The organism is Arthrobacter sp. SLBN-83, from assembly GCF_006715285.1.
Lineage (GTDB): Bacteria > Actinomycetota > Actinomycetes > Actinomycetales > Micrococcaceae > Arthrobacter.
Map to the genome: position 1 here is coordinate 1,249,199 of NZ_VFMX01000001.1, position 22,239 is coordinate 1,271,437.

The 22,239-nt window shown below is 67.2% G+C and carries 19 protein-coding genes; 9 read left to right on the forward strand and 10 right to left on the reverse strand.

What is annotated here, in order from left to right:
- Nucleotides 1-11: 11 nt before the first annotated feature.
- Nucleotides 12-1,331, reverse strand: a complete 1,320-nt coding sequence (locus FBY30_RS05725; RefSeq protein ID WP_142131832.1) for a cellulase-like family protein — start codon at nt 1,329-1,331, stop codon at nt 12-14.
- Complete coding sequence (locus FBY30_RS05730) at nt 1,328-4,657, reverse strand: DUF5107 domain-containing protein (protein ID WP_142131835.1); 3,330 nt, start codon at nt 4,655-4,657, stop codon at nt 1,328-1,330. Before FBY30_RS05730 ends, FBY30_RS05725 begins: the two co-directional genes overlap by 4 nt.
- 140 nt (nt 4,658-4,797) lie before the next feature.
- Between FBY30_RS05730 and FBY30_RS05735 the strand changes: the two genes are divergently transcribed.
- Complete coding sequence (locus tag FBY30_RS05735; RefSeq protein ID WP_160141448.1) at nt 4,798-5,574, forward strand: IclR family transcriptional regulator; 777 nt, start codon at nt 4,798-4,800, stop codon at nt 5,572-5,574.
- 112 nt (nt 5,575-5,686) lie between these two features.
- Nucleotides 5,687-6,796: a zinc-binding dehydrogenase gene (locus FBY30_RS05740; RefSeq protein ID WP_235009351.1), complete on the forward strand. Its 1,110-nt coding sequence runs from the start codon at nt 5,687-5,689 to the stop codon at nt 6,794-6,796.
- Here the strand turns inward: FBY30_RS05740 and FBY30_RS05745 are convergent.
- Nucleotides 6,793-7,182 (reverse strand): CBU_0592 family membrane protein, encoded by a 390-nt coding sequence (locus tag FBY30_RS05745; protein WP_142131839.1) that lies wholly within the window; start codon nt 7,180-7,182, stop codon nt 6,793-6,795. The genes FBY30_RS05740 and FBY30_RS05745 overlap by 4 nt on opposite strands.
- Nucleotides 7,183-7,403: 221 nt before the next feature.
- On the opposite strand from FBY30_RS05745, the gene FBY30_RS05750 reads away from it, so the two are divergent.
- From FBY30_RS05750 to FBY30_RS05760, 3 genes are all read left to right on the forward strand, one after another.
- Entirely contained in the window at nt 7,404-7,853 is a 450-nt protein-coding gene (locus tag FBY30_RS05750; RefSeq protein ID WP_142131840.1) for a helix-turn-helix transcriptional regulator, read from the forward strand.
- The gene (locus FBY30_RS05755; RefSeq protein WP_142131843.1) at nt 7,850-8,269 is read left to right on the forward strand and encodes a VOC family protein; all 420 of its coding nucleotides are present in this window, start codon (nt 7,850-7,852) and stop codon (nt 8,267-8,269) included. The genes FBY30_RS05750 and FBY30_RS05755 overlap by 4 nt, the downstream gene beginning before the upstream one ends.
- A 112-nt stretch (nt 8,270-8,381) precedes the next feature.
- Entirely contained in the window at nt 8,382-10,751 is a 2,370-nt protein-coding gene (locus tag FBY30_RS05760; RefSeq protein ID WP_142134947.1) for an ATP-binding cassette domain-containing protein, read from the forward strand.
- On the opposite strand, the gene FBY30_RS05765 is transcribed toward FBY30_RS05760, so the two are convergent.
- On the reverse strand, nt 10,748-11,710 hold the full coding sequence (locus tag FBY30_RS05765; protein WP_142131845.1) for an alpha/beta hydrolase: 963 nt from the start codon (nt 11,708-11,710) through the stop codon (nt 10,748-10,750). The two genes, FBY30_RS05760 and FBY30_RS05765, sit on opposite strands and share 4 nt — an antisense overlap.
- A gap of 62 nt (nt 11,711-11,772) precedes the next feature.
- Here FBY30_RS05765 and FBY30_RS05770 point away from each other — a divergent pair, with 62 nt between their 5' ends.
- Nucleotides 11,773-12,345 (forward strand): MOSC domain-containing protein, encoded by a 573-nt coding sequence (locus FBY30_RS05770; protein WP_142131847.1) that lies wholly within the window; start codon nt 11,773-11,775, stop codon nt 12,343-12,345.
- A gap of 139 nt (nt 12,346-12,484) precedes the next feature.
- Here the strand turns inward: FBY30_RS05770 and FBY30_RS05775 are convergent, their stop codons facing one another.
- The 4 genes from FBY30_RS05775 to FBY30_RS05790 all read right to left on the reverse strand — a co-directional run bounded on the left by FBY30_RS05775 (nt 12,485) and on the right by FBY30_RS05790 (nt 16,944).
- Complete coding sequence (locus FBY30_RS05775) at nt 12,485-13,657, reverse strand: MFS transporter (RefSeq protein ID WP_142131849.1); 1,173 nt, start codon at nt 13,655-13,657, stop codon at nt 12,485-12,487.
- Complete coding sequence (locus tag FBY30_RS05780) at nt 13,654-14,319, reverse strand: GntR family transcriptional regulator (RefSeq protein ID WP_142131851.1); 666 nt, start codon at nt 14,317-14,319, stop codon at nt 13,654-13,656. The genes FBY30_RS05775 and FBY30_RS05780 overlap by 4 nt, the downstream gene beginning before the upstream one ends.
- A 152-nt stretch (nt 14,320-14,471) precedes the next feature.
- Nucleotides 14,472-15,851 (reverse strand): MFS transporter, encoded by a 1,380-nt coding sequence (locus FBY30_RS05785; protein WP_142131853.1) that lies wholly within the window; start codon nt 15,849-15,851, stop codon nt 14,472-14,474.
- A 220-nt stretch (nt 15,852-16,071) separates the two neighbouring features.
- Entirely contained in the window at nt 16,072-16,944 is an 873-nt protein-coding gene (locus tag FBY30_RS05790; RefSeq protein ID WP_142131855.1) for an NAD(P)-dependent oxidoreductase, read from the reverse strand.
- Nucleotides 16,945-17,063: 119 nt separating this feature from the next.
- Between FBY30_RS05790 and FBY30_RS05795 the strand changes: the two genes are divergently transcribed.
- Nucleotides 17,064-17,324, forward strand: coding sequence for a DUF3072 domain-containing protein (locus FBY30_RS05795; protein ID WP_142131857.1), 261 nt, complete (start codon nt 17,064-17,066; stop codon nt 17,322-17,324).
- 128 nt (nt 17,325-17,452) lie between these two features.
- Here FBY30_RS05795 and FBY30_RS05800 read toward each other — a convergent pair whose 3' ends face one another.
- Complete coding sequence (locus FBY30_RS05800; protein WP_142131859.1) at nt 17,453-17,656, reverse strand: hypothetical protein; 204 nt, start codon at nt 17,654-17,656, stop codon at nt 17,453-17,455.
- 303 nt (nt 17,657-17,959) lie between these two features.
- Between FBY30_RS05800 and FBY30_RS05805 the strand changes: the two genes are divergently transcribed.
- Both FBY30_RS05805 and FBY30_RS05810 read left to right on the forward strand, forming a co-directional pair.
- Nucleotides 17,960-19,303 carry a glycosyltransferase 87 family protein gene (locus FBY30_RS05805; RefSeq protein WP_442858269.1) on the forward strand — a complete coding sequence of 448 codons (1,344 nt, stop codon included), beginning with the start codon at nt 17,960-17,962 and terminating at the stop codon, nt 19,301-19,303.
- 28 nt (nt 19,304-19,331) lie between these two features.
- On the forward strand, nt 19,332-20,588 hold the full coding sequence (locus FBY30_RS05810; RefSeq protein WP_142131861.1) for a DUF2029 domain-containing protein: 1,257 nt from the start codon (nt 19,332-19,334) through the stop codon (nt 20,586-20,588).
- Here the strand turns inward: FBY30_RS05810 and mptB are convergent.
- Complete coding sequence (mptB, locus tag FBY30_RS05815; protein ID WP_142131864.1) at nt 20,585-22,216, reverse strand: polyprenol phosphomannose-dependent alpha 1,6 mannosyltransferase MptB; 1,632 nt, start codon at nt 22,214-22,216, stop codon at nt 20,585-20,587. The genes FBY30_RS05810 and mptB overlap by 4 nt on opposite strands.
- Between the last annotated feature and the right edge of the window lie 23 nt (nt 22,217-22,239).

Here is a 22,239-nt window from a genome sequence, read left to right on the forward strand (position 1 = left end):
GCAGGAGTCCTTCAGTTCGCGGGGGCCGTAAGTATCAGGTTGTTGACGCGGCGCTGCCACGCTTCATCGGCCCACATCGGGTGGTGTGGGGCGGCGTTGGAGCAGGCCACCATGCCCCACGCACCGTGGTCCAGAGCTGTGCGGATCCCGTGCTCGGCCAGCTCCTGACCCACCGGCCCCTCCTCGAACGTTCCCAGAAGCGGGGTGTATCCAATCCAGCCCTCGCCCACCAGGGCTGGAATGTTCTTCCAGCGCGCCCAGGCGGAAATGGCGATAACGCGGGACTCGATCTCACGCAGCATCACCTCGCGGTAGTGCCCGTAGTGGTTGTAGAGCCACGTATCCCACGCGACGGGGTCGATCCAGTCGTAGCCGTAGAACATTTGGTCGGTGACCACGGTGGCCCGGTATTTCCACTCAGCGAGGCGGCCATGGTCCGAAAAAGACGGCGCGTCCTTCCGTAGCAGCGCACGCAGGGCCGGGTTGGGGAAGCCCGCCGTCCCCTCGGAGCGGATGTCAATCTCCCGCTGCAGCGCGTCCAGCACACCGTAGCTGTACACGTGGAACTGCGCCGCAGCCAGGCCATCGGGGAGCGTGTGCATGGCCAAGTGTGGTGGCTTGCCGTAGCTGGCCGTCACCAGCAGGTCCGGATGCAGCCGCCGCAGCCGCTGCACCTGCCCACTGCCGCCGTCGGCCAGCGCCGGCAGGATGGAAAAATCCACCTCGTTGTGCAGCTCCACCAGGGCGATGCGGTCCCGGTGCCCGGCGTCGGAGACCACCCGGATCAGCCGGTCCCACGCATCGGCAAGGACACGGTACCGGTCCGCCAGCGGGACGGCGTCGATGGCCTCGAACCACTTCGGCGACGCCGCAAACACTGGTGACTGCTGGTATTCCCAGCTGGCCAGTACCACCACCAGCCCGTGCCGTTCGGCTGCACCAAACAGTTCCAGCAGCCGCTGCCGCAGGTTGAGCCGGTAGCCGCCCGGCGCGTCGTACCAGCGCGTGCCCCGGCCGTAGATCCCGCCGTCCGGCGCGGTGCCCAGCCCCTCAATCTCCAGGTCCTCCGCGAGCGCCTCGAGACCGAGCCTGCCGAAAAGCAGCAGCGGGGCCGCGCAGATGCGTATCGCGTTGTACCCGAGCTCCGCGGCTTTGGCGCAGGCCTTATCCAGGTCCGCGTACGGCCCGCCGACCTCGGCACGGGTGTACCAGGAGAAGTCCCACAGGGTGATGGCCAGCCGGGGTGGAAGGTGCGACGGCGGCGCTCCGGTCAGGGTGCGGGTGTCACCTTCCAGGGTTCCGGACCCAAGGTACCGGGCTTCTTCAGTCACAGGGAGACCTCTTCCTTTTCTTCCGCCGGTAGGCCCAGCCGGCGGCCGCGTTCGGCAAGGTCCCGGAGGGTGGCCGCGGCTGCATCGCGGGACGCTGCGGTGTCAGTATTGAACAGCAACAGCTCCGGCAGCGAGGTGGCGAAATAGTCGGGTGCGGAGGGAGCAGCTTCCAGTTCGGCAGCCCGGCCTTCCAGGTGGTCCCAAATCAGGTCCGCTTCCTGCCGCCGCCCCAGCCGCACGCAAGCCACACCCCGCCAGTAGTCGGCCAGCCCAACCGGGCCCGGATCCACGGCCAACGCGCTCCCCCGGCCGCAAGCCCTGGCCCACGCCTCCCGGGCAGCAACCCCGTCACCCGACCGGTCCAGCGCATCGCCCAGCACCACCAGCCGCTCAGCCATGCTGTCCCCGGGATGCCGCCCCTCGCCCAGGTTCGCCGGCGCCTCCATACCCCCGCGCAGCAGGGTGATGGCCGCCGTCGGCTCCTGCTCCATCAACGTCCGCGCCTGCTTGACCGCGGCCCGGTCGTACGCGGCGAGCGCCTGCCCCTCACCGCCTTCAAAGGGCTGGAAGGTGCGCGAGGCCAGCAGTGCCAGGGCCTCCTCCGGCCGCCCCACGTCGGTCAACAGGTTTGCGTAGAGGACGGCAAGATCGTCCCGGGCCAGGACGGCGGGGCCATGCTTCCTGATGTCCGCGAGCCGCTGCTCCGCAGGCACACCCCGTAGTCCCGCCAGCAGGGCCCGTTCAAAAACGAGACGGGCGTCCCCGGGGCTCAGCTCCTGGGCGCGGTCGAGGTACGCGTCTGCAGCAGCAGGGTCGCCGCCGGTGTTGACCGCAGCCAGGGCGGCGTTCCGCAACACAACGGGGTCTTTGCTTCCGTGGGCGAGGGCCTTCTCCAGGTGGTCCAGCGCGTCGGCGGTCCGCCCGCTGTCAAGCAGCCAGCAGCCCAGGAGTCCGTGGGCCATGTGGTCCCGGGGATCAGCTTCGAGTGCGCGGAGCAGCGCGTCGTAGTCGTCCAGCCCGTAGGGGAAGGAGTAACGGGTGTCGGCGCGCCGGGCCTTGGCGCGCTCGGCAGCCGCAGCCTGCGGATCGAGGAGCTCCTCCAGCCAGCCGGCGTGCAGGTAATGACGGAGCGGCCCTGGATTGCCGAACGCCGGGTACGCCTCCCGCCTCGCTTCAACTTCAGTCAGGTCCAGGGCACGCTGCCACTGCCCCGCACGGGCCAGCCAGCAGGCAACGGCCAGGCCGGTTTTTGGATCGGCCACCTCCAGGGTTCCGGCGAGCGCCAGGGCCACGGGATCCAGCGGGTCGGCGGCCACCATGTCCTGCAACAACTGTCCGCTCTGGTCCTGGTGCCCCAGCGCTTCCAGCGCCAGGTACCGGAGGTGCCGCGCTTCGGGGCTGGTGATCTCCAGTGACTGTGCGGCCTCGGCGTGCTGCAGGGCCTGGGCTGGGTCCTTGGAACGCAGCGCCAGCCGGGCCAGCGCCAACTGCGCCGGATGTGCCCACGCCCTGTCCCAGGCTGCCTTTCCAAACCGTTCCCCGGCCTCTTCAGTGAGGCCAAGGCGTTCCAGGACGAGGCCCAGCCGGTAGCTTGCCTCCCCGCTGGGCGGGTTGAGGTTTCGCCGGGTCAGGCGTGCCAACGCGTTTTCCAGCCTGTCCCGCGCCTGCCCGTAGCGGCCTTCCCGGTACCTGGCCGCTCCCAGCGCGATGGACACCCGGGAGTCCAGCGGGTCCCGGTGGAGCATCTCCTCGAAGTAGGGCAGCGGCGACCGGGTGGGGTGCCGGTTCTGGGCGAGGTGCGTTGCGGTGACAAACAGCTCGTCCTGGCTCTCCACGTCCTGCGGCTGGGCCGGCTCGGTGGCCACCCAGGGCTCGGGGGCGTTGTCGACGGGCTTCCGGGGCGTCCAGACGATGAGCTCCCGCCCGGCATCGAGGACCTGGAGCGTCAAGTCCGTCGCCTTGGCCGGCGACGGCAAGTCAACGGTCGCGGTAAACGGATGGGCTGGGGAGAGGAGGACATTCCATGTCCGGGCCGTTTCGCCGCGGTGCGTGAGGACAACTTCGGTATTCTCCCTGCGGGTGGTCCCGGAGACGCCGATGGTGACGGTCCTGCCGGCCCCGTCCAGGGAAAGCGCGACGGCGGCGTCGAGGTTCGCCTGGTGCGCCGGTCCCATCTCCCGGATGGGGTACCAGTACTGGCTGAAGGTGCGCGTCTCACCCGGGGCGAGGTAGCTGAAGTCCGGCTGGTTGTCCGTGAAGACTCCCGCCATCAGTTCGACGTACGGGCCGCCGTCGTCAGTTAAATGCCTGTCCCAGGCCTTGCCCACCGGACCGTTGCCCCACGTCCATTGCTTCTTGCCCGGCGCGATGCGGCGGTCCGCCCAGTGGACGAACCCGGCACGTGCCTGGTGGTCGTAACCGCCGAAGAAGCTGTCCGCCGTGTCCGTGATCATGTAGGACGTAGGGACGGGGATGTTGGCGTAAAAGTCGAGCCTGTCCGCGTCCGGCCGGCCCTCCGCACGGCCGCTTCCGGTGGACAGCGTGGGATAGTCCACCCCGTAATAGGGGCGGTCAGCGCGCGGGAAAGCGCTGATGGCCCGGCGGGCATGGTCCGCGACGTACCGGACATCGGTGGGAAAGAAGGACTGGTAGTTGTCGTGCGCGCGGGCGGCCACGTTGGCCCACCAGAGAAAGGTCTGCGGCTCATCCGTCCGGTTGTGGAGCCGGGCTTCGACCTCGATGAGCGAACTGCCCGGCCGGAGCCGGACACCGTGGGTGCCGCGCATCCGCTGCAGCGGATCAAGGTCGCTGTGCCAGACGGTGACATCCCCGTTGCCGGAGCGTTCGACGGCGGTGTCCACCGGCAGGAAGGTGGCGGGCCGGTGGTGCTGCGGCCAGTTGAACTCCACCCCGCCGGAGATCCACGGCCCGGCCAGGCCCACCAGCCCGGGCTTGATGACGTTGTTCCGGTAGAAAAAGTCGTACCCGGCGGCCTTGTCGTAGCCAATGTGGATGCGTCCCCCGATTTCCGGGAGCAGCATGAGGCGTACGTACTCATTCTCCAGGTGGATGGCCTGCCACAGCCTGGGCTTTTTCACCGCCGTGATGCTGTCGATGAACGGCATGGGATACACCTTGCCGCTGGATCCCTGGTAGACGCGGCGGTCCAGGAACAGCGGATACTTGTCCGGCCTGTCGGGTGCGTAAGTGTCGATCGACACCGGTTCACTCCAGCAGGCCACGCCGCCTGCCGCCAAGATGTCCTGCTGGTCAGCGGGGACGTGGGGCAGAACGATCCTGCTGGGGCCTTTGGATTCTTTGGTCACCCCATAAGGCTATGAAGGGCAGGAAGCGGTTCCCATGGCAAAAACGATCAGCTATATGGACGATCGTGTACACAGCCGCCCGGTGCCCTGCGCCCCCGGCAGTTGGACATGTCCCACCCACTGAGACAAGAATTTTCCGTGTGACACTACCGAAACCGGCGCCCGCGGCCAGCATGATCGAACGGGTTTCCCTAATCCTCGAGGTGTTCACCCCCGAAGAACCGGTGCTGACGGGAGGGGAGATCGCGCGCAGGGCCGGTCTTTCCCGGGCCACCACAGCCCGGATACTCGCAGGGCTGGCCAGGCACGATTTCGTCGCCCGGGTACCGTCCGGTTACCAGATTGGCATCCGGTGTTTTGAATTGGGACAGATGGCGCAGCAGCCCAAAGACCTGCGGCACCTGGCCTTGGCAACAATGTTCGACCTGCGGCGTGCCACCGGCCTGACGGTCCAGTTGGGCGTCCTGGAAGGTAACGACGTGGTCTATATCGAGATTTTGCGCGGCAAGTACCGGGACCTGACCATCCCTTCCCGGGTTGGCGGACGCGTCCCGTCCTATGCGACCGCCGGCGGCAAGGCCCTGCTTGCCCACGCTCCTGACCATCTGGTCGAAGATCTCCTGAAGGGCCAGTTGGAGAAAATTGGGCCAAGCACCATCACCGATCCCCATGAGCTTCGCGCCGAACTGGACCTGGCCCGGCGTGAGGGTATTGCCTACGAGCGGGAAGAATCCCATGCCGGCCTGGCGTGCGCCGCGAGTCCCATTCTGCGCGGTGACGGTACGGCAGTGGCAGCCATCTCCATCACCGCTCCGGCAGGAGCGGTGGAGATGAGGCTGGTTGGTCCTGCTGTCCATGCAGCCACACTGGGATTGAACCGCCAAATGGCCGCAGCGCCCCACTGGGCCAAGCTTTAGACCCTCTCACTCAGTGAGAGGGAGATTTTGACGACCCCGGCGTGCGCCTGATGCTTATGCCAGTCCCGTGATTCAAAGCACCGGGGTGTGAGCCAAGCAATAAGGAGTACCGGTGAAAGCCGCAATCATGAACCACGCAGGTGCGCCGCTTGCAGTCGTCGAGCTTGATCTTCAGGCACCCGGCCCCGGCGAAGTCCGCGTGCGCGTTGACGCGGCCGGGATCTGCCACAGCGATTACCACTACATGGTCCAGGACCTCGCGTGCCGGACACCAATCGTGCTTGGCCACGAGGGCGCGGGCATCGTCCAGGAAGTTGGAGCGGGGGTCACCCATGTCCAGCCAGGGGACAAAGTCATTATGACCTGGCGGCCAAGTTGTGGCAGGTGCGAGTACTGCACCAGCGGCTCGCCAGCGCTCTGCCGCCTCGGCGCGGTGCACGCTACGCACAACGAGCTGCTGCGCGGCGGGACGCGGCTGGCACGTGATGGACAGCCCGTCTATCACCTGATGGGGGTGTCCTGCTACGCGGAGGAATGCGTCGTATCCGGCGAGTCGGTCATCAAGATCCCGCAGGAGGTTCCCGTCGAGGTCGCAGCCATCATGGGTTGCGCAGTGATCACAGGGATGGGCGTGGTGCTGAACGGAATGGGCGCTCCGGCAGGGGAATCGGTCCTCATCGTTGGAGCCGGCGGAATAGGGCTTTCGGCGGTCATTGGCGCGGCAGCAGCCGGGGCGTACCCGGTGATCGTTGCCGACATCGACGACGACAAGCTCGCGAAGGCACGGGAGCTCGGAGCAACCCACACGGTCAACACCCGCGAACACGACCTTGCAGCGAGCGTTCACGAGATCACGGGCGGAGGCGCGCACTGGGCTGTCGAGGCCATCGGCCGGCCGCAGACCATACGCGAGGCGGTGGTGGCTCTTCGTCCCCGCGGCACGGCGTTCGTGGTGGGTCTGTCCAACGCCGAAGCCGAAATCAACGTGCCGCTGAACCAAGTGGTACAGCAGGAAAAGTCGGTGCGCGGAAGCCTGTACGGCTCTTCCAACCTTTCAGTGCAGATCCCACAGATCCTGGACATGTACCTGGCAGGCCGTTTGCCGCTTGATGCCCTTATCGGGGAGAAGTTCAGCCTGGACCGGATCAACGAAGCGTTCGAATCCCTGACCAACGGAAACATCGGCCGTTCGGTGGTCCTCATGGGCAGCAACCCCGGTTAGAGGGCCAGGCGCGGCCCGTCCGCCACGGCCGGTGCCGCAGACACCACCGGGAGGGCGTCGGTGAGGGCCTCGACGACGGCCATCTGACCGGTGGAGTCCGGAACGCCCGGGTACTGCACATGGGCAGCTTCCACCGGCTCGGCCGGCGTCTCCACTGAACGCATCCGGACCAGCGCCACTGCGGAGATAAGGAACCAGGCCACGTTGGTGACCACGGACGGCCAGGCGCTGTGCAGGGTGCCGTTGATAATGAAGGCAACGGAACCGAAGAGGTTCGCTGTCTGGAATCCCTTCCCCGCCTTCAGCCAGCCCATGGAGACGGCAAGGTACGCACTAAGAATCGCAACAGCGCCTGCCCATCCGGCGAGTTCCCACAGCAGATTCATGGCGTCCTTTCAAGGGTTCCCGAGCAGTATTCGGGCAGGGTTTAGGAAGGGGTGGAACGGGGTTGGTTTTGCCGGTGCCGGGTTACTCGAGCCCTGTTCGGGCGAGGACCTCATGCTGGTCGGCGGCATAATCATACCCCGCCGCAGGACGCCAATTTGACAACGGAACCCCGCTGTCCGGACTCTGGACAACCCCTCCTGGACGTAGCACGATCGGAGCTGTGACCAGCACACCCGCCAACGATCCGTACCTTCGCGAACTCGTCCAGCTGAGGCGGGTCAAGGACCGTATGGACCGCGAATACGCGCAGCCTCTCGACGTCGAATCCCTCGCCAGGGACGTCCACATGTCGGCAGGCCATTTCAGCCGCCGCTTCAAGCTCGCCTACGGCGAATCGCCGTACAGCTACCTCATGACGCGCCGGATCGAACGGGCCATGGCCCTGCTCCGCAAAGGTGACCTCAGCGTCACCGAGGTGGGCTTCGCCGTCGGCTGTTCCTCGCTGGGCACCTTCAGCACCCGGTTCAGCGAACTGGTGGGCATGCCACCGAGCGTCTATAAGCAGGAAGCGGAAGGCTCGACGGCGGGCATCCCCGCATGCGTCGAAAAGCAGGTCACCAGACCGGTCAGGAATCGAGAAGCGCCCGCCGTTGAAGCGTTACTAGCATGACTGCCATGGACATCAACATTTCCTCAGCCTTCCTTCCCGCCACCGATCCAGACGCATCCCTGGCCTTCTACCGCGACGCCCTGGGCTTCGAAATCCGCAACGACGTGGGCCGGGGAACCATGCGCTGGATCACCGTGGGCCCCGCCGGCCAGAAGGACGTCTCCATCGTCCTGCACCCGCCGGCGGTCGATCCCGGAATCACCGAGGACGAACGCCGCACCATCGCCGAAATGATGGCCAAGGGCACCTACGCCACCATCGTGCTCTCCTCCCCCGACGTGGATGCCGCGTTCGCCAAGGTGGCGGCGACCGGCGCCGACGTGGTCCAGGAACCCATCGACCAGCCGTATGGCATCCGCGACTGCGCCTTCCGAGACCCGGCCGGCAACACCGTCCGGATCAACCAGCAGCCATAGGCATATAACCAAAAACGTATATAAAGGACGACGCCGGACGAGGGTTGCGGACGCAGCTTTCGTCCGGTGCCGCTCCGGGAAGAAGGGGGACACCTTGAGCACGGACGCAGACATGGAGACCAGGCAGGCGCTGCACATCGCGGACAGCCACGACCTGATCCGCGTACAGGGAGCGCGCGAGAACAACCTCAAGGACGTCAGCCTGGAGCTGCCCAAGCGCCGCCTCACCGCCTTCACGGGCGTATCCGGTTCCGGCAAGAGCTCGCTGGTGTTCGCCACTATCGCCGCCGAGTCGCAGCGGATGATCAACGAAACCTACAGCGCGTTCGTGCAGGGGTTCATGCCCAGCCTGGCCAGGCCCGATGTGGACCGGCTGGAAGGGCTGACCACCGCCATCATCGTGGACCAGGAGCGGATGGGCGCCAACCCCCGTTCCACCGTCGGCACCGCCACCGACGCCAACGCCATGCTGCGGATCCTGTTCAGCCGCCTGGGCAAGCCGTACGTGGGACCGCCCACCGCTTTCTCCTTCAACGTTCCCACCCGCAAGGCCAGCGGCATCATGAGCACCGAAAAGGGCGGCAGGGTGGAGAAGAACGTGGTCCGCCAGGTGACCTACCTCGGCGGCATGTGCCCGCGCTGCGAGGGCATGGGGAACATCAGCGACATCGACCGGACGGCGCTGTACGACGACTCCAAATCCCTGAACGAAGGCGCGCTCACCGTGCCCGGCTACTCGATGGACGGCTGGTACGGACGCCTGTTCGAGGGCATGGGCCTGCCCATGGACAAACCGATCGCCAAGTTCACGGCCAAGCAGCTGGACACGATGCTGTACGCCGAACCCACCAAGATCAAGGTGGAAGGCGTCAACCTCACCTTCGAAGGCGTGATCCCCAAAATCCAGAAGTCCATGCTCTCCAAGGACGTGGAGGCCATGCAGCCGCACGTGAAACGGTTCGTGGAGCGCGCCGTCACCTTCGCCACCTGCCCGGACTGCGGCGGAACCCGGCTCACCCCGGAAGTCCTCAACTCGAAAATCAACGGCAAGAACATCGCCGACCTGTGCACCATGCAGATCAGCGACCTGGCGCAGTGGATCCGCGAGCTGGACGAGCCCTCGGTCCGGCCGCTGCTGGCCGGGCTGCGGGACCTCCTGGACTCCTTCGCCGAGATCGGCCTCGGCTACCTCTCCCTGGACCGCCCGGCGGGCACCCTCTCCGGCGGCGAGGCGCAGCGGACCAAGATGATCCGGCACCTGGGCTCCTCCCTCACGGATGTCACCTACGTCTTCGATGAGCCCAGCATCGGGCTGCACCCCCACGACATCGAGCGGATGAACACGCTCCTGCTGCAGCTGCGGGACAAAGGCAACACCGTCCTGGTGGTGGAGCACAAACCCGAGATGATCGCCATCGCCGATCACGTCGTCGACCTCGGACCCAAGGCCGGCACCGGCGGCGGCCAGATCGTCTACGAGGGCGACGTCGAGGGGCTGCGTTCGAGCGGCACCATCACCGGCCGGCACCTGGACGATCGCGCGCGGCTGAAGGACGCGTTCCGGTCGGCGCGCGGGGCGCTGGAGGTCCGAGGGGCGTCCACGAACAACCTGCAGAACGTGGACGTCGACGTGCCGCTCGGCGTCCTGTGCGTGGTCACCGGCGTAGCCGGATCCGGCAAAAGCTCGCTGATCCACGGTTCGCTGGCCAAGCGGGAGGGCGTGGTGGTGATCGACCAGGGCGCCATCAAAGGCTCCCGACGCAGCAACCCGGCCACCTACACCGGCCTGCTGGAGCCCATCCGCAAGGCCTTCGCCAAGGCCAACGGCGTAAAGCCTGCCTTGTTCAGCTCCAACTCCGAGGGTGCGTGCCCCACCTGCAACGGCGCCGGCGTGATCTTCACCGAGCTGGGCGTCATGGCCACCGTGGAGTCAACCTGCGAGGACTGCGAGGGGCGCCGCTTCCAGCCCGCTGTCCTGGAGTACATGCTGGGCGGCCGGAACATCGCGGACGTGCTGGACATGTCCGTGGACGCGGCACTGGCCTATTTTGCCGAGGGTGAGGCGAAGACGCCCGCAGCGCACAAGGTCCTGGAGCGCCTGGCGGACGTGGGCCTGGGCTACATCACCCTGGGCCAGCCGCTCACCACCCTGTCCGGCGGCGAGCGGCAGCGGCTCAAGCTGGCCACCCAGATGGCAGAGACCGGCGACGTGTACATCCTGGACGAGCCCACCGTGGGTCTGCACCTGGCCGACGTGGAGCAGCTGCTGGGCCTGCTGGACCGGCTGGTGGACTCCGGGAAGTCGGTGATCGTGATTGAGCACCACCAGGCGGTGATGGCTCACGCGGACTGGATCATCGACATCGGACCGGGGGCAGGGCACGACGGCGGCAGGATCGTTTTTGAGGGCACGCCGGCTGAGCTGGTGGCCGGGCGGGCCACGCTCACCGGGCGGCACCTGGCAACGTACGTGGGTGCTTAGAGCCGCCCCAGGAAGGCAACCGTGGCGGCGGCGATTTGCTGTTGGGCGGCCTGGCGGCTGACGCCCGGTTCGCCGTCGCCCGGCTGTTCCCCGTAGTCGCCGAAGAAGGCGTGCACTCCCCCGCGAACAGCCGCAAACTCGGTGTCGGCGGGCAGCAGCTGGCGCGACGACTCGATCTTGGCCGGGGTGCTGAGTCCATCGCTGCTGCCGGAGACGGACAGGACTGACAGGCCGGCCCGGCCACGCAGCGATTCCACGGGGTAGGAGGCGTACAGGACCAGCCCGCTGACGTCACTGTTGTTGAGCGCGAACGATGACGCAGACACCCCGCCCAGGGAGTGGCCGCCCACCGCCCATGTGGTGATGTCCGGGTTGTCCTCGATGGCGCCGCGGGCCTGGTTGCCATCCAGCAGGCTGAGCCCCAGCGGCTCCTTCAGAATGACCACCCGGCACCCGGCTCCCACCACGGGTGCCAGGATGTCCTGGTAGGCCCGGGCATCCACGCGTGCTCCCGGGTAGAAGACCAGCCCCTTGGTGGGTTTGGTCCCGTCGGGTGACATGGTGAGGGCGGTGTTGGTTTCGGTGACGGTGAGGTCCGACGTCGGGCCCGCCTCCGCCGTCGCCCCCGCCTGGTAGGCGAAGGGGTTGAGCCAGGCAAGCCCGGCAGCGAGCGCCAGAACGGCCAACCGGCCCAGCCAGGCGCCAACAAGCCTGAGCCGGGAGCGGGGCCGGGGAACGTCCCGGCGGAGCCACAGCAGCAACGCCCAGGCCAGACCCGCCGCGCCGGCGGCCAGCAGGATGCCCGGGAGCAGCGGATGCCCGGCCAGGACGGCGGGATTGCCGGCCAGCATCCACAACGCAACGCCTGCAAGGGCGGCGGCGCAGGCCGTGGACACCCAGAAGAGTACCGTCCGTTTCCTGGGCGGGGCGCTGGTTTTGGTGCCGGGTGAGGTGTCCATGGTTCCTGATCCTTCCACCGGACGGCGGGATTTCAATGCCCGGCCTGCCCTACGCTGGACCTATGCCCGAAAAGTTCCGGTACGAGGTCGAGATCCTGCACCTGCTGGTCTCCCCCGCACACGCTTATTTCGGCCGCGCCCGGGACGGGGCCGCCGACGTTCCCACCACTGATGCCGAACAAGCTGAGGTGGTGGCCGGTAAGGGGATCGTAGGCGACCGGTTCTTCGGCAAGGCCGCACACATGGACGCGGCCGTGACCCTGTTCGCCGTCGAATCCCTCGAAGCCATCGCCGCCGAGCTGGGCGCCCCGCCGTTCGATCCCCTGCTGACCAGGCGGAACGTGGTGCTCCGCGGCGCCCAGCTGGCGCCGCTGCTGGGGCAGGACTTCGTGCTGGAGTCCGGAGGGTCTTCGGTGTCGCTGCACGGCGGCCGGCACGCCCAGCCCTGCGCGTGGATGAACGAAGTTCTCGCTCCCGGCGCACATCCGGCCATGCGCGGCCGCGGCGGCATCCGCTGCCGGGCCATCTCCAGCGGCCTCCTGCACCGCGGACCTGCCGTGCTGGTCAGCCCGGTGCCGCTTGATCCGGCGCAGGCCGGGGAAGCGAGCCTGCTCCGGCCGTCCCGGCTGCCCTAGCGAAGCTCCCCCAGTGGGGCGTACGACGGCGTCACGCACGGCACGCTTTCGGCCCGCCTGGGGCGGGGAAGCCCCGGAAACCCGGGCCGCCGCCGTCGTCCGCTGCCTGAAACCGTGCCCGGCGTGACGCGGGGACGCGCTAGTCCAGCTGTACCCCGCGGAGCAGCAGGAGCGTCCCGCCCACCACGACGGCTGACGCCAGGAACACGCCGCCCGCGCCGAGTCCGGCGGCAACCACGCCGATGGCGCTGGGCAGGACTACCTGCCCCACCCGGTTGCCGGCGAGCCGCAGCGCCAGCGCCCGCCCCCGCTGACCCGCGGGCGCCTGCGCGGAAAGCCAGGACATGGTCAGCGGCTGGCCGATGCCCAGGCCCAGCCCCAGCACGGCCATCACCACAAAGAGCAGCCATGCCGGCATGGGAATGGCCGCGACTGCCAGCGCCGCGGTGGACAGTGAAAGGCTCACCACCAGCAGCTTCATCCGGCCGATCCTCCGGGATACCCGGCCCAACAGGAGCCGCGACACCATGGAGAAGACGGCCCGGACGGTCAGCATGGCGCCCACGGTTGCCGCGGTGAGTCCACGGTCCGCTCCGAGGGCCGGCAGGTAGACCACGGTCAGGTCCACCACAGCCAGGACGGTGGCGCTGGTGGCAAGGGCCCGGGCCACCCCGGGAGCCTTCAGCAGCGAGAGGGCGTTTCCGCTGCCGCCCGCCGCAGACGCCTTCTTCTTCCTGCTGCTGACATGGACCGAAATGAGGAAGGTGCTTGCGAACAACACCAGGCTCATGATGACGGAAAGCAGGAAGATGGCCTGCGTGTCCGGGCGGATGGAGGCGCCGCCTACGAGGGAAATCGCCAACGGCCCCACCGCCTGGCCCAGGGACGCAGCGAACGTGAGGTATCCGAACGCGGAGTCCATCCGGGACGAGGCGGCATTGTTGGCCACCACCGCCTGCTGCCCCACCACGCAGGCAAGTTGTCCGGCGCCCAGCAGCGCGGTTCCGATAACCAGGGCCACGATCGAGGAGCCCCAGAGCAGCAGGAAGGCTGAGCAGGAAAGTACGACGGCGGACCCGATCGCCATGAGCCGGCGCTCACCCAGGCGGTCCACCAGACCGCCCGTGGGCACGGCGAGCAGCAGCGGAAAGACCGCGTAGCTGGCGGCGAGGAGGCCCAGGGCGAAGCCGGGGACATCGAGCTCAAGCGCACGGTAGGTGGCGGCCGGGCGGACCAGGAACGTGACGGCCTGGATCAGCGCGGAATGGACCAGCAGGGCAGTGGCCGATCGGCGGCCGAGTTCACCGATCATGCGCCGGCCGCGGTGGCGCCGGAGATGGCCCGCACCGCAGCGTCCCGGGCACCCATCACATGCTCGAACGCGATGGCGGCAGCCTTCTCCGGGTCGCCGCCGGCCACCGCATCCACCAGGGTCCGGTGCTGCGCCAAGGCCTGGTCCCGGCGCTCCTGGGTGCTGTTGGTGAAGTGCCGGTACCGCTCCATATGGCTGGAGATCTGGCTGTGGAAGCGGCGGGCCCAGGAGTTTCCGGCAATCGCGGCAATTCTTGCATGCAGTGCCATGCCCTGCTGCATGGCGTCGTCAGCGAACGTCACCATGGCGGCATTGCGTTCCAGGATGCCCTTGAGGTCCTCAATGTCGCCCGGTGTCGCTTTCAGGCAGGCGTTGCGTGCCATCAGCGATTCCATGGCCGCGCGGACCTCATAGAGTTCCGAGATGGCGCCTTCGTCCAATGCCGGCACCAGTACCCCGCCGGTGGGCTGCTGCTCCAGGAGGCCTTCGGAGATGAGCCGCCGGATGGCCTCGCGCAGCGGGGTGCGGCTCACCTGCAGCGCGGACGCCATCGCCGGTTCGTAGATGCGCTCCCCCGGCTTCAGCTCAAGGCTCAGGATGCGGCGCTTCAGTTCGGCGTAGACAAAGTGGGCTCCCGTGTTTCGGGTGGGCGATTCTGGCATCGTTTGTACCTCCACCCGAAATCATACTTGTATACATCTATACATCCCGACGCAGAGGTGGTTCCGCCCACCCCTGCCCACGGGCCCAGCGCACAAAGAAGGGAGGGGCAGCACTGAACTGCCTCTCCCTTCCTCGTGGCCGAACGGCGGACCTAAGCGCGGCCTGCGGCTCGTCCGGCCCTGTGCGCCTCGAGGTCCTCGAGCGACGTGCCCCTGGTGTCCGACGACATCAGGGTGGCCACGGCCGAGACGAGGCAGATGCCGAGCGTGGCCAGTCCGATGGTCAGCGGGATGTTGGCGGAACCCGGAGGGGCGATCGCCGTGAAGATACTCGGGAAGAACGACGCGATCATGAGCCCGATGTTCTGGGACACCGCGAAGCCGGTCACCCGGATCCGCATGGGGAACTGCTCCTGGAAGAACGTGGCGAACGTGGCGTTCCACATCTGGAAGAAGATACCCTGCACGATCACCACGCAGACGAATACCAGCGGCAGGCTCCCCTGCTCGATCGCCCAGAGGTATCCGGTTACCAGGACGCCGCCCACTATGCCGCCGGCCGCCATCAGCATTCGCCGGCCGATCCTGTCCGAGAGTGCGCCGAAGACCGGGATGGTCACCACGGCTGCGACGTTGGCCACCAGCGTCACCCACAGGAACTCGCTGCTGGAGAAGCCGTTGCCGTAGCCCTTCTGCGTCGCGTAGGAGACGCCGAAGATCAGTGTGGCCATGCCGATCACGTTGGTGAAGGTCATGAGGATGCAGCGGACCAGGACGCCGGGGCGGGTCCGGAGGAGCTCAATGAGCGGGAAGCGCTGCTGGGCCGGGGCCGCTCCGGACTGCGCGGCGTACACAGGGGGTTCGGTCACCCTGCGGCGGATGAGGTACCCGGCGAAGATGACGACGGCGCTGAGCAGGAACGGGATACGCCAGCCCCAGGAGCCGAACTGGTCAGCCGGGAGGAGGGCGGCGAGCGGCAGCAGGACGGCGGTGGCCAGGATGGACCCCACCTGCGTGCCCTGGAGGCTGAAGCTGGCGAAGAATCCGCGCCGGGCGTCCGGCGAGTGCTCGACGATCATGGCGCTGGCGCCGCCCAGTTCGCCGGCCACCGCGAAGCCCTGGATCAGGCGGAGGATCACCAGCAGGGCGGGGGCGAGGAGGCCCACCTGCCCGTACGTTGGCAGGAGTCCGACAGCGAAGGTCGCACAGCCCATGAGCAGCATGGCGAAGACTAGCACTTTCTTGCGCCCGTGCCGGTCCCCGTAGGCCCCCAGAATGACGGCACCAACCGGGCGGGAGACGTAGCCCACCGCATAGGTTGCGAGGGAAGCAATGATTCCAACGGTGGGGTTCTCCGCAGGGAAGAAGACAGTGGGAAAGATCAGCGTTGCGGCAAGCGAGTACAGCGCGAAGTCGTAGTACTCAAGGGCGCTTCCGATCCAGCCGCTCAGCGCAGCTTTCCGCGGATCCCGGGAGCCCGAGTCAACACCCTGGTTGGGGAGGGCGGCTCGGGTGGGGGTGGTGGTGCTCATGTGCTGTGTGTCCTTCGTCTTCATTGGCAAGGAACCGGAACCGCTGGATTCAGCAGATGTTCGTGGCTGTGTCTGCGCCGGGAACGGTCCCACCGGACCTAAAGCGGCAGCTCTTGAATCGATTCATCCAATATAGAAGGTGACCTCCGTTACGTCAATGGGCAAGCGCTATCCCGGTTACCTCCCGGGTCCCAACCGGCCCTTGGAAACGCCCTTCCGGCTAACGGCTGGCGTAGTAGGCGGCAGCCATATCCTGCTTGGCGCGGCCCTGCCCCGACACCCTGTCCAGCCTGGCGGCGAACGCTTCGGCACCGTCGAGCTTCACGCCCTGCTCAGCCGCCGCGTCCACAATGAGATGGACATCCTTGCACGCGGTGTCCACGGCGAAGGAGGCAGGCTCCAGGCCGTCATCCATGATCAGGCCCATCTTGGTCCGCAGGTAGGGAAGATCCAGGCCACCGCCTTCGATCACGCCGAGGAACTGCTGCGGGTCGACGCCCAGGGCTTCGGCGAGCGCCACCACTTCCCCGGCGGCGTTGGAGGCGGCGATGACCCAGCTGTTGACCACGAGCTTGAGGCGGGCCGCCGATCCCTGCGAGGGGTCTTCACCGGTCCAGATGGTGCGGGCGCCGATGGCGTCGAGGACCGGTGCCACGCGCTGGCGCACAGCTTCGGGGGCAGCGGCGAGCACCAGCAGCTGGCCCGCTTCGGCAGGGGCCCGGGTACCGGAGACGGGCGCCTCCACCAGGTCCAGGCCAAGCTCGGCCGCCAGGCCAGCCAGGACGGGTACATCCCGCACGCCCACGGTGGTGGACTGGACCCAGGCCGTACCGGGCTTTAACCCCGGAGCGGCGGAACGCATGACCTGCTCCACGGCGGCGGCGTCGTACAGCATGGTCAGGACCACATCGGCCGACTCCACGGCCTCTGCGGGGTTGGCGGCGCTGTGTGCCCCGTCCGCGGCCAGCGGTTCGGTTTTCGCCGCATCCCGGTTCCACACCGAGACATCGTGCCCGGCACGCAGGAGGTTCCGGGCCATGGCCGCTCCCATGATTCCGGTCCCCAGTACGGCCACTTTAAGTTTCGTATCCATTGAGTCATCCTCCTGGTCCAGGTTTGGCGTTCCCTACCAACTCAACGTCTCCAGGATTCAGGGACTTATGCAACCGGGGTTCCTGTGGATTGTCGGTGGCCCCACCTAGACTCGTACCCATGAGCGACAGCAACCAGGAAACCATTGGCAGCCCGGAACCCGAACCCAATGCAGGCCTCAACAGGGATCCGGAAGACTGGGTAACGGGAGACGAACCCATGACGGCGGCACAGCGAAGCTACCTCGACACGCTGGCACGCGAGGCTGGGGAGGAACTGCCCGCGGACCTGAGCAAGGCGGAGGCGTCAAAGCACATCGACCGGCTGCAGCAGCACAGCAACCGCGTGGCCGGCGACGGCGGCAACGGGGCCGGCAACTAGGCTGCCCGGGCAGCAATACGCTGATGACGGCGGCAGCAAAGGACGGCGCTAAAGGAACCTTTGCGGAAGGCGGCTGCCGTGCGGTGGCTACCGGAGGTTGGCTGGCGAAAGCCTGCTGAAAAGAAGCGCTACCAGGCCTGGCACTCGCGGGTGAGGCCGAAGGGAACGGCGTCGCTGAGGTCCACCGTGAACCTGTCCACGCCGTGGCGGGTCACCAGGATGCCGTGGCGCTTGCCGTTCAATGCGTGGGCCTTTGCGGCTGCGACGGCGGCGTCGAGTTCGCGGTCCATGCTTTGGCGGTCGGATACGGTGAGGGTCAGGGGGAAGTTCATGCTGTTGCCTTATGTCTTTCGGGGGCCGGTGGGCAGGCGCCGCCCAGCGCTCCCCCTGGCTGCATAGGCGGTGGGCACTTTCGTGCCTCGCACTATGGTGCCGGAGGAGATAAGGGCCAGCAACTTTAGATAAATGACGCAGGTCAGCGCCCTGCGCGCCTTGCTTTGTCCTGACAATTACTGGGCGCGGGGCACCGTCAATTAGAGTTGAACAGGAGTGGAGGCTGATTTTCACGGCTTCCGTCTGCCCCCTGAGACCCCGCTCCGCGGCCTGACCCGAGCCATTTTGCGCGACCGCTGACTGTGCAACGACCTGACAAGGATTCCGCCATTTCCACCGACGCTCTCTTCGGCAATCTGACCAGGATCCGCAACGTCATCCTTCCCACCCCGGTGCGGAGTGGGCTGAACACCGGGCGCGGCCTGCTGGGCGGCTTCATCGTGGTGCACCTGGTCTTCCTTATCTTCGCGGCATCGCTCTCCCTGCGCGGCGAGGCGTTCAGCGACACCTTCATCTACCGCGACTGGGCCATGGCGGGGTTCAATGACGCCAACCTCCGCGGCGGCCCCAGCCCCTGGGTCTACCCCATCCTTGCGCTGATCCCCATGGCCATCGCGGGCGTGGCAGGACCCGCTCCCTTCTTTTTCCTGTGGGTCCTCATGACCACCATCCTCAACGGCTGGGCACTGCTGAAGCTCACCGGCCGCGGCCGCAACACCAGTGCCATCCCCGCGGGATGGTGGTGGCTGGCCTTCACGTTCCTGATGGGCTGGCTCGGCTTCGCCCGGGTGGACGGCCTCACCGCCCCGCTGGTCCTGGTGGCCCTGGCCTACGGCGTCAACCGCCCGTTCATCGCCTCCGTCCTGCTGGCCATCGGCACCTGGGTAAAGGTCTGGCCGGCGGCCATCATGCTGGCCCTCTTCGCCGTCGTAAAGAACCGCCTGCTGGTGGTGCTGGCAGGGATCTCGGTGACCGCCGGCGTTGTGGCACTGGCAGCCGTGCTGGGCAGCGTTCCCAAGTTGCTGAACTTCCTCACGCAGCAAGGCGACCGCGGAATGCAGCTCGAGGCCACCTTCACCACCCCCTGGCTCTGGCTTTCCGTCCTGAACGTGGGCGGCTCCCGCATGTACATGAACACGGACATCAACTCCATGCAGGTGGACGGGCCCGGCACCGCCATCATGTCCGTCCTCATGCAGCCGCTCCTGGTCCTGGCCGCCGTGCTGGTGGCCGGACTGACCTTCTGGGCCCTGCACAACGGCAAGCAGCACAAGGTGGCCGGCGGCGTGGACCGCACCGAACTGCTCCTGGCCGGCGCGCTCACCCTCGCCACCGCGTTCGTGGTGTTCAACAAGGTGGGCTCGCCCCAGTTCATGGTGTGGCTGGGCCCCGCCGTCGCCGTCGGGCTGGCGCACAGCTGGCGTGAGTGGCGCGTCCCGGCGCTGATGCTGATCGCCATCGCCGTGGCCACGTACTTCATCTACCCCCTCTTCTATGACGCCCTCAGCCACAACAACCCCTGGATGGCGCTGGTGCTCACCATCCGCAACGTCCTGCTGGTGGTCCTGTTCCTGTGGAGCGTCCGTCGCCTGTACTCGTTGGGCAAGAAGACCGCCGTGCCCTCCCCCGCGCTCAAGGAGTCCTAAGATTTCCACGAGGTTCTTTGACCGCCTGGTGACGCTCCGCACCAAACTGCTCCCCGCAAAGGTGGTGGACTGGTTCGCCCGCCCGTCCAGCGTCTGGTGGGGCTTCGCCGTCGTCCACCTCTACTTCCTGGGCTGGATGGCGTCCTTCTTCCTGAACGGCGACACCTTCAGCGATACCGAGCAGTACCGGCAGTGGGCCACGGCCGGCTACAACCCGGCGGACCTGGCCGACAAGATCAGCCCCTGGGTCTACCCGGTGCTGGCGCAGATCCCCATCTTCCTGGCCAACATCGCCGGGCCCAGCCTCTACCTGCTGGTCTGGTTCCTGATCATCACGGCGCTGAACGCCGTCGGCCTGCTGTACCTCACCCGCGGGCCCCGGACTGTAACGGGCATTGCGCCGGCCTGGTGGTGGCTGTTCTTCACAGTGTTCATGGGGTACCTGAGTTTCGCCCGGGTGGAAGGCATCACGGCTCCGATCGTGCTGATCGCCCTGCTTTACGCCGCCGAACGGCCCGTGGTGGCGGGCATCCTGCTCAGCGTTGCCACGTGGATCAAGGTCTGGCCGGCAGCCGTGCTGGTGCCCATCGTCATCGCCAGCCACAAGCGGGTCCAGGTGGTGCTGGCAGGTGCTGCCGTCACGGCCGTCGTGGGCCTGGGGACGTGGCTGTCCGGCGGCCTGCCGCATATCATGGACTTCCTCCTGAACCAGGGCGAACGCGGCATGCAGCTCGAAGCCACGTTCTCCACGCCCTGGGTGTGGCTGAGCGTGTTCCACATCGCCGGCTCGAAAATGGCGGACAACACAGCCATCAACTCCACGGAGGTCTATGGCCCGGGGGCAAGCACCGCCGCGTTCCTGATGCAGCCCCTGCTGATCCTGGCCGCTGTCACCGCAGCCATCCTGCTGGTGCGGGCCATGCGCCGGGGCGCGGAGCGGGAGGAGCTGTTCCTCGAGGGTTCGCTCATGATGGTCACCGCGTTCATCGTGTTCAACAAGGTTGGCTCGCCGCAGTTCATCATCTGGCTGGCGCCCGTGATCATCGCGGGCCTGGCGCACGACTGGGAGCGCTGGAAAGTCCCCGCGGCCCTGCTTATGGGCATCGCCATGACGACGTTCGTGATCTACCCGCTGTTCTACACCCCGCTCATCCACGCCCACCCGGTCATGGCCGCCATCCTCACCACCCGCAACGTGCTCCTGGTGGTGCTGCTGTGGTGGTCCGTGAAGCGCACGGCCGAGCTGGGCCGGAAGGCTTCAGCGACGGTTCCCGCGGGAGCCTAAGGGGTTTCGCGGCGTTCGACGGCGGCAGGGGCCTTGGCGTCCGCGGCGGCAGCCTGGCGTGCTGCGCGGCGTTCCATCGCCCACTCCCAGCCGCGCCGGGCCAGGTCCAGGGGCTTTCCTTCAATGAGCAGCTTGCGCGTGTGGACGTCCAGGACCAGCAGGTAGAACGTGAAGGCCAGGGCTGTGAAGAACGCCAGGGACGAGGCGTCGATGGGCAGCTCCACGAAGGACCAGACCGAAAGCTGGTCCTGGGCGCCGAACACCACGAAGAACGTCACGCCCACGTACAGCGACCGGATCTGCCAGTCGTCCCGGATCCCGGTGACGGCCAGGAACGGCAGGAACCACAGGATGTACCAGGGCTGGATGATGGGCGACAGCATCACGACGGCGGTGAACGCCAACGCCATCCGGCGCACGGCCCGCGAGTAGTCGCCGCGGAACATCAGCAGCAGGACCAGGGCGATGGCTGCCCACTTCATGGCAGTCCGCAGCCAGGTGGCCAGGGTTCCGCCGGGCAGTCCCAGCGCGTTGGCGAGCATCTCCACCTGTTGCCCCAGGAAGCCCGACGGTGAGTAGCCGGTGTAGCCGGGCGTTGGGTCCATGATGGCCCAGGTCCACCCAATGCCAAGGTTGAACGGGATGCCGCTGAGGACCAGGACGCCGAAACTGATGCCCGCGGTCGCGGCCCACATCAGGAACTTCCGCGGCCAGGTGGCGGAGGGGCCCGCCCACATGAGGCCGATGAACGGCAGCAGTAGCACGGTAATGGGTTTGATGCCGATGGAGGCGGTGACCAGCAGGATGCCGAGTACGTAGCGGCGGGTAGCGGCGAAGTACACGCCCGCGACGGCGAGCCCCACCATCAGCGCGTCATTATGGGCGCTGGCAATGAAACTGATCAGGAACAACGGGTTGGCCACGGAAATCCAGAGTGCCCGCGCACCGTTGATGCCGTGCAATTCGGCCAGTTTGGGCACGTAGATGACGCACAGCAGCACGCCGACGCCGGCCAGCAGGCGGAACAGCAGGACGGACGCGTCCGGCTGGGCTCCGGTCAGTCCCACCACCGCCCGCGCCAGCCACAGGAAGTAGGGGCCGTAGGGGGTCCGGTTTTCGGCCCAAGCGGGGTCGGCGCCCAAGGCGAACCAGTTGTTGAGCGTGGAAATGCCCACCTCGTACGGGTTCTGGCCTTCCATCACCAGCCGGCCCTGCCCGGTGTACGCATAGACGTCGCGGGAAAAGACCGGCACGCAGAACAGCAGGGGGAGGGACCAGGCGGAGATGGCCACCACCACGGAGCGCAGGGACGACTGTCCCCAGTCCCCCAGCCGCTGGCCCAGGCGCAGCCACGAGCGCATCAGCAGCATGGCACCGGCCGTCAGCAGCACCGTGGACACCGCCACGCCCCAGCCTTCGGTGCGAAGCGCGATCACCACGGGTTGCCGGATCATGGGGGAACCATTGGCGATCCAGCCTGTTCCGATGGAGCCGACGAACATCATGAGGGCGCCGATGAAACCTTCGAGGGTTGCCAGGTAGGCACGGCCTTTCGCAGGCACGGAGGCCTCGGCCGAAGTGTCCGGCCTGCTTTCCGATGTCCTGAGGTGCGACCCGCCTGCCGTCATGATTGTGTGGTCCCCTACTTCGT